The sequence below is a fragment of the Pseudomonas sp. CFBP13528 genome, assembly GCF_005233615.1.
GTDB classification, from domain to species: domain Bacteria; phylum Pseudomonadota; class Gammaproteobacteria; order Pseudomonadales; family Pseudomonadaceae; genus Aquipseudomonas; species Aquipseudomonas fluorescens_AM.
On sequence record NZ_QGAJ01000015.1, the window covers coordinates 1 to 12,323 of the forward strand.

Annotated in this window: 9 protein-coding genes and 2 pseudogenes; 7 read left to right on the top strand and 4 right to left on the bottom strand. The window is 59.3% G+C overall.

Going from position 1 to position 12,323, the window contains the following annotated elements; genetic code table 11:
• Positions 1-345: 345 nt before the first annotated feature.
• Positions 346-2,409, top strand: a complete 2,064-nt coding sequence (gene treS, locus PspCFBP13528_RS21955; protein ID WP_101221031.1) for a maltose alpha-D-glucosyltransferase — start codon at positions 346-348, stop codon at positions 2,407-2,409.
• A gap of 89 nt (positions 2,410-2,498) precedes the next feature.
• Here the strand turns inward: treS and PspCFBP13528_RS21960 are convergent, their stop codons facing one another.
• Positions 2,499-2,906 carry a hypothetical protein gene (locus PspCFBP13528_RS21960; RefSeq protein WP_101221032.1) on the bottom strand — a complete coding sequence of 136 codons (408 nt, stop codon included), beginning with the start codon at positions 2,904-2,906 and terminating at the stop codon, positions 2,499-2,501.
• 227 nt (positions 2,907-3,133) lie between these two features.
• Here PspCFBP13528_RS21960 and PspCFBP13528_RS21965 point away from each other — a divergent pair, with 227 nt between their 5' ends.
• From PspCFBP13528_RS21965 to PspCFBP13528_RS21985, 5 genes are all read left to right on the top strand, one after another.
• Positions 3,134-3,592: an Hsp20 family protein gene (locus PspCFBP13528_RS21965; protein WP_065952650.1), complete on the top strand. Its 459-nt coding sequence runs from the start codon at positions 3,134-3,136 to the stop codon at positions 3,590-3,592.
• 342 nt (positions 3,593-3,934) lie between these two features.
• Positions 3,935-4,150, top strand: a complete 216-nt coding sequence (locus tag PspCFBP13528_RS21970; RefSeq protein WP_065952651.1) for a hypothetical protein — start codon at positions 3,935-3,937, stop codon at positions 4,148-4,150.
• Between the two features lie 516 nt (positions 4,151-4,666).
• A complete protein-coding gene (locus PspCFBP13528_RS21975) occupies positions 4,667-7,354 on the top strand; it encodes a phosphoenolpyruvate carboxylase (RefSeq protein ID WP_137201492.1) in 2,688 nt (895 codons plus the stop codon).
• Positions 7,355-7,432: 78 nt separating this feature from the next.
• Positions 7,433-8,488, top strand: a complete 1,056-nt coding sequence (locus PspCFBP13528_RS21980) for an NAD(P)-dependent oxidoreductase (RefSeq protein WP_101221034.1) — start codon at positions 7,433-7,435, stop codon at positions 8,486-8,488.
• A gap of 27 nt (positions 8,489-8,515) precedes the next feature.
• A complete protein-coding gene (locus tag PspCFBP13528_RS21985; protein WP_137201493.1) occupies positions 8,516-9,169 on the top strand; it encodes an RraA family protein in 654 nt (217 codons plus the stop codon).
• 233 nt (positions 9,170-9,402) lie between these two features.
• Here the strand turns inward: PspCFBP13528_RS21985 and PspCFBP13528_RS21990 are convergent, their stop codons facing one another.
• The 3 genes and pseudogenes from PspCFBP13528_RS21990 to PspCFBP13528_RS22000 form a co-directional block, all read right to left on the bottom strand.
• Positions 9,403-10,443 (bottom strand): trifunctional transcriptional activator/DNA repair protein Ada/methylated-DNA--[protein]-cysteine S-methyltransferase, encoded by a 1,041-nt coding sequence (locus tag PspCFBP13528_RS21990; protein ID WP_241669127.1) that lies wholly within the window; start codon positions 10,441-10,443, stop codon positions 9,403-9,405.
• A gap of 149 nt (positions 10,444-10,592) precedes the next feature.
• Entirely contained in the window at positions 10,593-11,414 is an 822-nt protein-coding gene (locus PspCFBP13528_RS21995) for an isocitrate lyase/phosphoenolpyruvate mutase family protein (RefSeq protein ID WP_137201495.1), read from the bottom strand.
• A gap of 111 nt (positions 11,415-11,525) precedes the next feature.
• A pseudogene (locus PspCFBP13528_RS22000) lies at positions 11,526-11,784 on the bottom strand (SOS response-associated peptidase family protein); the annotation flags it as partial.
• Between the two features lie 38 nt (positions 11,785-11,822).
• Between PspCFBP13528_RS22000 and PspCFBP13528_RS22005 the strand changes: the two are divergent.
• Positions 11,823-12,272: pseudogene (locus PspCFBP13528_RS22005) on the top strand (hypothetical protein); the annotation flags it as partial.
• Between the last annotated feature and the right edge of the window lie 51 nt (positions 12,273-12,323).

Below are 12,323 nucleotides of genomic sequence, written 5' to 3' on the forward strand. Positions count from 1 at the left end.
GGATAGCAAAAGGTGGGCTGACCATACATTTGGTTACTTTTGGGGCTCTTTTCCAAAAGTGACCCGCTGTAAAAGCGGAACCCATAGCAGCCGTGACCGCAGAAACGGATATGTACTCAATCTGATCCAGCATCCTGGTCGGCCCGGAAGCCGCCATCGGGGGCAAGCCCCCTCCCACATTGGGCCGACGCGTGTCAGTTGGGTAGCTGTCGGCTGGGAGGCCGCCATCGGGGGGCAAGCCCCCTCCCACATTTGGCTATGGATCTGTATCCCGATGCAACGAATTGCCCCCGCCGTCGCTCCTATGCTTACGAATCACCTTCAACGACCACAGGTATCAGGCTTATGACGGCGGCGGACAACGATCATGTGAATTGGCTGGTGCAACAGTCCATGCTGAACGCGGCGCGCCAGCGCGCCAAGCTCTATTCGGGGCAGGGACGGATGTGGCAGCAACCCTTCGCACACACCCGCCCGCGTGACGCTTCAGCCTTGTCATCGGTATGGTTCACGGCGTATCCGGCGTCGATCGTGACCCGCGAAGACGGCACGGTGCTGGAGGCGCTGGGCGACGAAAGCCTATGGCATGCATTGTCGAAAATCGGCATCCAGGGCATTCACAACGGGCCGCTGAAAAAGTCCGGCGGTTTGTCCGGCACTCAACATACGCCGACCATCGACGGCAACTTCGACCGCATCAGCTTCGACATCGACCCGCAACTCGGCACCGAGGCGCAGTTGCAGGCGCTTACACGCATGGCCGCCGCGCACAATGCGGTGATCATCGACGACGTGATCCCCTCGCACACCGGCAAGGGTGCGGATTTTCGTCTGGCGGAAATGGCCTATGAAGACTATCCGGGCCTGTACCACATGGTCGAAATCCGTGAAGAAGACTGGTCGCTGCTGCCGGACGTCGCCGAGGGCCGCGATGCGCAGAACCTCAGCCCGCCGCAGGTGGATGCACTGCGCGACAAGCACTACATCGTCGGCCAATTGCAACGGGTGATTTTCTTCGAGCCCGGCGTCAAGGAAACCGACTGGAGCGCCACGCCCGTGGTGATGGGGGTCGACGGCAAGCCACGACGCTGGGTGTACCTGCATTACTTCAAGGAAGGGCAGCCGTCGCTGAACTGGCTCGATCCGTCATTCGCCGCCCAGCAGATGATCATCGGCGACGCGCTGCACGCCATCGATGTAATGGGCGCCAAGATCCTGCGCCTGGACGCCAATGGCTTTCTCGGCGTGGAACGCAAGCTCGACGGCAGCGCCTGGTCGGAAAGCCATCCGCTGTCGATCACCGGCAACCAGTTGCTGGGCGGCGCGATTCGCAAGGCCGGTGGTTTCAGCTTCCAGGAACTCAACCTGACCGTCGACGATATCGCCTCCATGTCCCACGGCGGCGCCGACCTGTCCTATGACTTCATCACCCGGCCGGCCTACCAGCATGCGTTGCTGATGGGCGACGCCGAATTCCTGCGCCTGATGCTGCGCCAGATGCACAGCCTCGGCATCGACCCTGGTTCGCTGATTCACGCGCTGCAAAACCACGATGAACTGACCCTGGAACTGGTGCACTTCTGGACCCTGCATGCCCATGACACCTTTCTGTTCCAGGGCCAGACCTTTCCCGGCAATATCCTGCGCGAGCATATCCGCGAGCAGATGTACGAACGCCTGACCGGCGAGCACGCGCCGTATAACCTCAAGTTCGTCACCAATGGCGTGTCCTGCACCACCGCCAGCATCATCACCGCGGCCCTCGGCATTCGCGACCTGGACGCGATCACCGCGGCCGACGTGCAGCAGATTCGCCAGATCCATTTGCTGCTGGTGATGTACAACGCCATGCAGCCAGGGGTGTTTGCGCTGTCCGGTTGGGACCTGGTGGGCGCCTTGCCATTGGCGGCCGAAGAGGTCGGGCATTTGATGGCCGATGGCGACACGCGCTGGATTCATCGCGGCGCCTACGACCTGGTCGACCTCAACCCCGACGCCGAATTGTCGGCCGGGCAGATGCCGCGCTCCAGAAGCCTGTACGGCAGCTTGAACAGCCAATTGCAGGACCCGGATTCATTCGCCTCACAGTTGCAGAAGATCCTCGGCGTGCGCCGCGCCTACGACATTGCTGCCAGTCGCCAGATCCTGATTCCGGATGTCGAGCACCCGGGCCTGCTGGTCATGGTGCACGAATTGCCGGCAGGCAAGGGCACGCAGATCACTGCGCTGAACTTCGGCGCCACGCCGATCACCGAATCCCTGCACTTGCCCAACATCGCACCTGGGCCGGTGGTGGACATCATCAATGAGCGTGTGGAAGGGGATCTGACGGAGGAGGGCACGTTCACCATTACGCTGGATGCCTATGAAGGACTGGCCTTGCGGGTGGTGAGCAGTACGCCGATGTAACGGGAGTGACAGTCTCTTACACGCCGGGTTGAAGGACCTTTCAAGGTCGTTCAACCCGGCGTGTGTGCTGTCGGGACAGCGTCAGAGGATCAGCGGTGCTTGTTCTTGTGCTTATGCTTGTTGCCTTTGTGTTTCCCGCCGTCATCCCCCAGGTTGTTGCCCACCGCGCCACCGGCGGCACCGCCCAAGCCTGCGCCGATGGCCGAACCGGTGCTGCCGCCCAGGTGATTGCCGATCACTGAACCACCCGCAGCGCCAACTCCGCCGCCCAGTGCCGCTTCCGCTCGATTGCCTTTGCGCGCGCCCACCGCGCCGCCGGTCGCACCCCCTACGCCAGCGCCGATGGCCGCACCGGTGGAGCCACCGAGCTGCCCACCCACGACATTGCCCAGTACGCCGCCGACCCCGCCGCCCAGAGCAGCGGTGCCATCTCCGGCGGCCGAGGCGCCTTGGGAGATCAGGATGCCCAATGCCAGGGCTGCTAAAGTCATTTTCATTTTTCTTGTACCTCAAGGGCTGTCTCAGGCGCTCACGGGGTAAAGCACGCCTGTGTTGAGATTAGAGCACAAGCGCGAGCCCCGCCGTTCCTGCGATAGCGATATCAGCCAAGAAAATTTTTTTTCGCCCCCTTGAAATCCCTTTGAGCGTCCATAAATTTTTGATCACGCGATGCCGAATGCGGGTCGCGTCCTAAATCACTTGGAGAAACTCAGGAGATTTTAAAATGGCTACTACCCTTTCGTTGGCCCCACTGTTCCGTCAATCGGTGGGCTTTGATCGCTTCAACGACCTGTTCGAGTCGGCGCTGCGCAGCGAGGCTCCGAATTCCTATCCACCTCACAACGTGGAAAAGCACGGTGATGACGCCTACCGGATTGTCATCGCAGTGGCTGGCCTGACCGAGGAGGATCTGGATATCCAGGTCGAAAGAGGCGTATTGACGGTTTCCGGCGGCAAACGCGAAACCGACGAGAAGGTCGCTTACCTGCACCAGGGCATCGCCCAGCGCGCTTTCCGGTTGTCGTTCCGCCTGGCGGACCACATCGAAGTGCGCGGCGCGGCCTTGAACAACGGGCTGCTGAGCATCGACCTGCTGCGCGAGGTGCCTGAAGAGGCCAAACCCAAGCGCATCATGATCGGTGGCGAGGCCAAGCCCGAGCTGCGTCAGGTCAGTGTGCAGTAAGGCAATCGGCGGTAGAAAGGCGCTCTTCGGAGCGCCTTTTTTGTGTGCGCGCAGCGTCGCAGCCACAAGGTCGCGGCCTGCGCGACCATTCATTTTGAACTGCCCGCACCGCAGCGTGCCGAAACTCTACAACCTGGAGGAATCAGCCATGACCGAAGAAAAGCGCAAGCAACCCGAAGAGCAAACGCCGGCGCACTCCACCGAAGAGGAGCGTGAGCGACTCAAGGATTTCAACAAGGACGGTATCCCGCCGGGCGCGTGCTGAAAGGCACTCGCACGTTCTGTCTGAACAGCCCACTCAGCCCTGTGCGCAACCGCGCGCTACTGCAATAGAGGTGATTTATGGTCGATGACAATAACGGTCCCGCAGCGCCCTATCCCGGACCGCAAAAGCAAGTGCCCGACCTGGGCGAAGGTCACGCGTCAGGCCTGGACCAGGCTGAGTCCGAGCCCAAGCAAGGCACAGGCGAGAAGCCGGAAGATTGGAACCCACCGCCTGGCAATCCCGGATCGGATCAGGACGCCCAGACCGACCGTAACAATGGCGGTGCGAAGTAGTTCGTCGCACAGCATGAACTGACAAAACCCGGCCAAGCGCCGGGTTTTTCGTTTGCAGGCAGCAAGGATGTCTGCTCCCTGAGTAGGAAATGGTGTTCATGAAGAATTATTTAGGTTGCGCCCGCAGGTGATTCCTACTCGATATCCCCCTCGGCTCAGCGGGTTTTGGTGACTGCAGATTAATGCCAAATAATCAGCACGTTAGAAAATATGCAGGCAGTTAACCGGACTTCAGTGCCGTGATTTTTATTAGCTTCCTATCTTTGTTTTCAAGTTGGCTATTCCAAAAAGGTCTTTTGTGGAGAAATCCAAGCCATGTTTTATTGCGGGCGGATGTAACAAATTGTTTCAATTTTCTGCCGTTTTTCGGTACCGACAAGGGGGCTTTCTGTCGGCGAACAGGTGAGTTCCGTTCGTTGCGACGCTGTGGGTTGAGCCTGGGACATTGATGATTTTGCGTGTGTCTGTCCGGCGCACTGCAAACAAGGGATTTGACAATTATCGAGGCTTGAACCCATGAATCATGTGATCAACTCCATACTGGAAAATGCATCAACTCGCCCCTCAATCGGCCATACCAACCCCGCGTTGCTGCACGACGTTCTATGGCGAGCACTGGAGCACGCACTCAAGGCCAACACGGATGATGCCTCCCAAACCCCGCACACCCGCGCCTGCCTGAGGATCTACGCTGAAATCGATACGCTGGCGTATCTGGACAAGGCAGATTCGAAATTGGCCGCTGCCCTGGGCAAGGCGTTCTTTGAATCGCGCTCCAGCAAAGACGTCGAGGCGTTCTGGAAGTTGTTGCTGATCAAGCAACTGCTGTTCGAAGTGTCGGTCAGGAGTGTGGCGACCCAGATTGCTTCACAAGCCAGCCTGCCTCGTCAGTTGCTCACGCTCGATCCGCAGTTGATTGCAGCGCCGTCGGGGGTAAATATCAGCCTGGGCGTGCTGTGCAAAGAGACCGACCAGCTCAAGCATTCCGTTGTGCTGGTCCTGCAGAAACTGGCACAGCACATCGAGGACCGTGGCCTCAAAAAGCCTCAAGTTACTTCGCAGATCCTGCTGGAGCTGTACAACGCTGTGTGGTCGGGCAGCAATGGCACCGATATCGAGTCACAGCTTTTTTACGCCGACAGTGTGTATGACGCGTTGCCCGACGTGCATCACGCCCTGGGCCTGGCGCCGCAGGCAAAATGGCTGACGTTGTTCACCTGGTTATACGGCGACAAGGATGGGCGCCCCTATGACACCAACCAGCACACCGAAACCCTGGTGCTGGCGCTGGAAACGGCGCTGCGCAATCGCTACATCGCTGATATCGACGGCCTGATCAAGGACGGCGGCGCACGGCATCGCCTTGAAGAGATCCGTGCACGCCTTGGCACGGATCATCCCGAGCATTTCGAGCAACCGGCCGAACTGATCGATGCACTGAGCAGCATCCGTTTTACCCAGCCGGCCGCCATCGACCGTCTGCTGCTGCGGGTGCATGCGTTTGGCTTTCACTATCTGGATATCGAGTTTCGTGAAAACGCTGAGATGTTCAGCAGCGTGGTCGATGAGATTCTGTCCAGCCAGTGGCTGGAAACCATCGGCCTGGGTCAGGGCCGGCACTATCACGAACTGGATGAGCGTGCGCGTCAGGCCGCGCTTGAGGTCGCGCTGGATGGCGGAACGGCCCAGGCGCCCGCTGCCTTGTGGCAAGCGTATCTGCAACGCACCACGCCGCTTTACACCCGCAAAGTCGAGCAATACGCCGGCCAGGATTACATTGCGCTGATGGAGCAGGACCCGAGCTATATCCGCATGCACGATGCGCGCAACGCGGTGGAGCGGTTTGAAATGATCGACCGTTATCGCGACCGCATGAAAATTCACGGGATCGCCGAGTACACCTCGGCCCTCAGCGCGCTGGAGGTGCTGTTCCTGATGAAGGCGGCCCAGGTGCGGGACGGGATCGACATCGCCCTGCAACCCGAAGACCTGGCAGGTGCCGAGCGCACGCTGGCCACGGTGCATGAGGTGTACGAAAACCCGGTGTACCGCCAGCACCTGGCAACGCGCGGCAACCGCCAATACATCACGTTCGGCCCCAGCGACACGGGCAAGCAGGGCGGCAAGGCCATGCACAAGCTGAACATGGCGATTGCCAACCAGCACAAGCTGATCGCGGCCCGCTACGGCATTGAGGTGGTGGTCCACGTCATCATGGGCGGGGAACACGCACGCTGTAATGGGGTGATCGCCGAGACCTTGCAGGAGTTCGGCGCGCTGGAGGGCCCGGAAACCCGGTTCATGCTGGCCGGCTGCGCGGAGATGCGCGCGCATCTGCTGAGCCGCAACCAGTCCGTCAACTTTCTCAGCCAGCTGTACCGGATGCACGCCGAGCCCCTGCCGCAACCGTCCGAGGCGGTCATTGCCGGCAGGATTCAACGGTGGGGGGAGGTGGTGCGACGCTACCAGGCGACATTCTTCGAACACCCGGCGCTGCCTTCCCTGCTGCGCGACCTGGCGCGATTCGATGTGGTCAGGGCCACCGCCAAGGGCACCCGGCCGCCTTCTCGGATCTTCAACATCAAGGTGTTCGAGTCGCGTCCCGATGCCATTCGTGCGATTCCCTGGACCCGCGCCTTGCTGGCCGGTGGGTTGCACAGCGAACTGATCGGCATCGGGCAGTTCGCGCAGGAGCCGGCAACGCAGCTGTCGAAGGCTTTCAACGAGGATGAGAGCTTTCACACCTACGTCAAAGGCATGGCCTACGCCATTGCACGAACCGACCTCAAATGCGCCTGGCTGACCCTGACCGGCAGCCTCCCGGAAAAGGCCCACATCCAGGCGCTGGCGCACGCCCTTAAGACCGAAGCCGTCGGCACCGCCGAACAGTTGCTGGCCAGCCTGCACCTGGAAGTGATTGAAGGTAAGCGCTTCGTGTACAAAGCCACCACCGGCACCGAGCCGGCGGACCCGTGGAAAATCAAGGAAGGCAGCCTGCTCAACCTGTGGCCCAGCCTCAAGGCCGAGGTGTACCGCAAGGAAAAGAACCTGCGAATCTATCGGTTGTTTCTGATCTACGCCAAAAGCAATCCCGCGTTCATCCAGTCGTCATCGCTGAATGATTTCTACAGCGGGTTCCTCGCGGCCGTGAGTACCGACGCAGGCCTGGTCGATCCTACAAGTGCCCACCATTTCACCTGGTGATCAACCCCGATGGTTAACCCCGATGCCTGGGGCAACCTGGGTATCGGCAGGCGCTACCCTCCCAAGAGGATCCACTGTATGGCATTGACCACCCTGATACTGGATGCCCCCGGGCCGCCGTTACTGTTTGAGGAAGTCGATCGCTTTCTCGAACTGGGCCTGGCCGTCACCCTCAACCTGCACTATTTCGCCGACAAAGAGCACATTCAGCAGCACTACGGCACGCGCATTGACTATGCCGAGATCAACTGCCATGACGAGCCAGCCTTTATTGCCGCCGTAAGTCGGGCAGGGGGCTACAGCGTGTTCAAGACGCGCCTGAACATCCCCTTGGGCGCCGGCCTGATCCGCGCCGCCGCCTCGTCCGCTCTGGCCACCCCACTGCGCGCCATTGCCCAGGCCGGCACGGGGGTCAATCATATTGATCGGTTGGCGTGCGAGCAGTGGGACGTGGCGATACTCAATACGCCGGGTTCCAACGCGGTCGCTGTTGCCGAATACGTCGTCGCCCAGGCGCTGTTTCTGTCGCGCGACCTGGATGACTACAACGCCGCAACGCACAACGGCCACTGGGCAAAAGGCACCTTGGCACCGGCCCCCGAATACGCCGAACTGACGCTTGGTCTGGTAGGCACCGGCAGCATCGCCCGGCAGGTGGCGCACAAGGCAGCGGCACTGGGCATCAAGGTGATCGCCACCGGGTCCGAGCGTTTTACCGAACCGGTGGCGCGCAGCCTTGGGCTTGAACGACGGGCAGGGCTTGAACAGTTACTGGCCGAGGCGGACATCGTCTCGCTCCACGTACCGCTCACCCCGCAGACCCGAGGCTTGTTCGGCACTGCCCAGTTCCGCCAGATGCGCCAGGGATCCATCCTCATCAATACCGCGCGCGGCGGGATCGTCGACGAGCAGCAGTTGGCCGCCTTCATGCGCCAGTTTCCCAGGCATATCAAAGCGGTGGCCATCGATACCTTTGCTCTGGAGAAAGACCGCTTCGACTCGCCATTGACCACAATTGCCAATGCGCAATTGACGCCGCATATCGCCGGCAATACCACCACGGCAATCCGGACAGCATCACGCCAGATCGTCGACAAGATCCACGCATTCAGTGTCGCCACCACCGCGCGTTAACCCACAGGACACAAGGAAGGCCTCATCATGCAAACCTCTATTTTTACCCGCCTCGACGCCCTGAGCTGTACCGACCTCAGCGATGCGATGGACCGCCTCGGCATCGTTTGCCAATGCACCGACATCATGCCCCTGGACCGCAGGTTCAAGCTCACGGGCAAAGCCTGGACCCTGCGCTACGGCCCTATTGGCCAGGACGGCGGCTCGGTCGGCGATTACATTGATGACCTCGAAGCCGGCCAGGTGGTGGTGATCGACAACCAGGGGCGGCAGGACACCACCGTGTGGGGAGATTTGCTGACCTCTACCGCCTCGCGCAAACACATGGCGGGCACGGTGATTGACGGCATCTGCCGCGATGTTGACCGTGCGTTGGAACTCGACTACCCGATCTTCTCCCGAGGCAACTGGATGCGCACCGGCAAGGACCGCGTGCGTGTCGAAGCCATCCAGGCGCCCGTGACGCTGGGCGGCGTCAGGGTACAACCGGATGACTGGTTGCGCGGCGATGGTGATGGCCTGGTGGTGATTCCCGCCGGTTCACTGAGCCAGGTGCTGGCCGTTGCCGAAGAAATCCACCAGGCCGAAGAGCATATTCGTGCGGCTATCGAAGCGGGCGTACCGCTACGCCAAGCCCGTGCCGATTACGGCTACCACGCCTTGCAGACGCCGCGCCGCTGATTGAGCACCAACAGAAGCCGCAGTGGGTGCGGCTTCTGTGTTCACAGAGGGGCCGCAGTACTTGGTTGACATCCAACAACCCGGTCGAGAACTTGATCCGGCCGTGAGCGCTTGGGCGGTCGAACGGGTTGTTTGCTGGGTCGCTGCGCAGCGGCAGACGGGCGGCGGCGATCATGAGCTTGATCCAGTCTGCGCGGATCAGTTGTTGTGTCTGCGCCTGTCAGGCTTGGCAACTAATTCAACAGGAATTCGTTCTGTTGCGTCATTTGCAAAGCAGTCTTCTCCAAACGCAGTAAAAATTCTTTCCGTGGCTGGCCTCCGCCATATCCGGCGAGTGCACCATTTGTCGCTATGACACGGTGACAGGGCACAACAATAGATAAGCGATTGTGTCCATTTGCATTGCCCACCGCTTGGCTTGCACCTGGCTTACCGACGGCCCTGGCGATGGCACCGTAGGTTGAAACGGTTCCATAGTCGATTTTCAGAAGCTCTGCCCACACACATCTGTCAAACGAGCTGCCTGGCATATGGAGCGGTACTGAAAACCTTTTCAGCTTTCCATCAAAATAAAGTTTTAGTTGAACTTCGATCTGCTTGATGTAGGGATGCTCGCCAGGCGCAATTGAATACCCATGACGCCCACGCAGTTCGTTTAATTCAGCGGTCAGGGCCGGGCGGTCAAGAAATTCGAGGAGTACCAAACCTCGTTCCTCTGCCATGGCAATCATCGGGCCCAACGGTGTCGTCAGATGGCGATAAAGCAGGAGCGACGTTTCAGCTGCCTTGCCGGGGGGCATTTGAAATGTTTTTTTGAAAGCATCTCTAAAGCCACTCAATGACTCGTATCCTGAGTCAAATGCTGTGTTATCCAGCGTTTCGCCCGAGGAAATCCGGCCTAGGGCGATACCGAGCCTTCTAGAACGCATCCATGCATGAAAAGTCATGCCAAAATTTTGTTTGAACCACCTGCGTAAGCGTAACGGATCGATACCACGCGTCGTTAGTTCGGCATCACTCCAGCGAGCGTCAGGTGATGCGGATACAGAGGCCAGTAGCCCCTTGACCCAATCTGGCGCGCAAGCCGCGAGGTCCAATGGCTTGCATCGTAAGCAAGGCCGATAACCTGCTGCCATCGCTTCGTTTGCCTGCGAAAAAAACTCTACATTCTCGGGCTTTGGCTTACGCGCACCACACGTAGGGCGGCAAAAAATACCTGTAGTTTTGACAGCAGTGAAAAAAACGCCCTCATAGGCGGTGTCGCTGCATAGCATCGCATTCACCATCTCGCTTCTGGGCGGGAGAGCGTGATTGTAAGATCTCATAGACCGTAGCCTCGTCCTCGAATGGGTGTGAAAATCGCTTTAGCGGTGCGCGCAACTGCGGCGATTTTCATGCGGATCACAGATTAATAGAGCGAAGATTACTTTTCGCTGAGGTGTTTTTTTGCGGCCATAAGGCTATTCAGGTCGCTGTAGGTATATGCGTCGAATGGATACTCGAAAAGCTTTCCCGTTCGCAAGAAGCTCTTGGCTATCGCCTTGTTGGCGCCGTATAAGAATTCAGCAATGCTGGAACCGGCGCTCAGCCGTTTGACGCCTAGACTCGTCAATTCATCCATGCCAGGTTGCCCGTTCCAGGCAAGGAGGTTGACGGGTAGCCGCGTTGCCTCGCACAGTGTAGCAATGGCGTTTTCCTCAACCATTCCAGCTGCAAAAATGCCGTCTGCACCTGCTTGCTCAAACAGTGATGCACGCAAGAGGGTCTCTGCCAATTGTCGCGCGGGTTCTACCAAACATCTCAGATAAACGTCAGTTCGTACGTTCACGAACAGGTCGACTCCATGCTTGTTGGCTACGTTCTTTGCCACTTCGATTTTTCGCAAAATCAGATCGGTGCTGCCTGTTCCGTCCTCAATGTTGATTCCAACGGCTCCAGCCCTGACGACGCAGTCAATAACTTTAGCAACCGACTCAAGGTCGTCGGAATAGCCCCCTTCGACATCGACCGTGAGGGGGACTGTGAGCACTCGAACCATTGACTCAACTGTAGTAGTCAGCAGTTTCAGGGGAAGTTGATTGCCATCCTGGTATCCATGCGCCCAAGCAACGGCGGCGCTGCTGGTCGCGACTGCCTTACTTCCTACGCTCTCGACGATACGTGCGCTGCCGGCATCGCTCACGTTGGCGAGTACCAACACATTATCTTGGTGAAGGTTGCGGAAAACCGCACTTAGTGGCGTCATTGAGTGGTACCCCGGTGAAAGAAGACAGATGCAGATCGCGCTATCGTAAGCTGACTAAATCGACGTCTCCACCGAGAAATCGACAGTGATTTAGAGCTGGCGAATAGAGTTTTTGCGGGCTAGGGAGGGCTGCTTCTTGGGGCCGCTTTCATCTACCCACTCAAACCCGTTGTCGATGGGCGTGATTGCCCGACGTCGCCAGATCGCCCGGAAGAAGGGGTTGTGGGCGACCTTCTCCACGCGCGCGTTGATCGGGGCGGCGCGGTCCTTGGCCCAGTGCGTTCGCCATCCCGGCGAACCGGGTCGGCGCGGAGCAGCTCGCCTTGCAGGTGCACAATTGCAAAGCGGTCGTCGGCGCAACGTTGTAACGCGCTATCGCGCTCGTCGCTCACGGCGTTCGCCAGAGCATGTGCCAAGCAGAAGGGGGAGATCGTCGGCAAGGAGGCCGCGCTGCTTCAGGATTGCTGGGTCTTCGGCCGGCTGCACAAAGCGCTCACTCCGGCGCACTGGCGCGCGTTAGTGGCGAAGTACTCCACTCATGAAGAGCGCAAGCACGGCGCCATTATGGAACTTCTGAATTCGGTGAAGACACCAGCGCCGAAGCGCTTTAGGGAATGCGCCGTGCTGACCTGGGCCATTCCTCAGGTTGCCGGCGCCGATGGCAAGCGTTCCGCCGCGGTGCTGCCAGCGGCATGGTACGACATCACCAATTGGGACAATGACGGCAAGCCAGAATCGACCCGGTACCGGTGGCGCTCAACTATCCGCAAGGCGCTCGACGACCGGGTGAACGAGGCGCTAACTGCCGCTCAGGAACTACTTGATGCGCAAGGGCTAATCGAAAGTTGTGCCGCTTAGCAAAAAGCCTTTGCAACGAATGAGAAAATGAGAGAATATTTATTCATCCTT

Coding starts and splice junctions, on each gene's coding strand:
- treS (WP_101221031.1), top strand. CDS start 346: ATGACGGCGGCGGACAACGATCATGTGAATTGGCTGGTGCAACAGTCC.
- PspCFBP13528_RS21960 (WP_101221032.1), bottom strand. CDS start 2,906: ATGAAAATGACTTTAGCAGCCCTGGCATTGGGCATCCTGATCTCCCAA.
- PspCFBP13528_RS21965 (WP_065952650.1), top strand. CDS start 3,134: ATGGCTACTACCCTTTCGTTGGCCCCACTGTTCCGTCAATCGGTGGGC.
- PspCFBP13528_RS21970 (WP_065952651.1), top strand. CDS start 3,935: ATGGTCGATGACAATAACGGTCCCGCAGCGCCCTATCCCGGACCGCAA.
- PspCFBP13528_RS21975 (WP_137201492.1), top strand. CDS start 4,667: ATGAATCATGTGATCAACTCCATACTGGAAAATGCATCAACTCGCCCC.
- PspCFBP13528_RS21980 (WP_101221034.1), top strand. CDS start 7,433: ATGGCATTGACCACCCTGATACTGGATGCCCCCGGGCCGCCGTTACTG.
- PspCFBP13528_RS21985 (WP_137201493.1), top strand. CDS start 8,516: ATGCAAACCTCTATTTTTACCCGCCTCGACGCCCTGAGCTGTACCGAC.
- PspCFBP13528_RS21990 (WP_241669127.1), bottom strand. CDS start 10,443: ATGCTATGCAGCGACACCGCCTATGAGGGCGTTTTTTTCACTGCTGTC.
- PspCFBP13528_RS21995 (WP_137201495.1), bottom strand. CDS start 11,414: ATGACGCCACTAAGTGCGGTTTTCCGCAACCTTCACCAAGATAATGTG.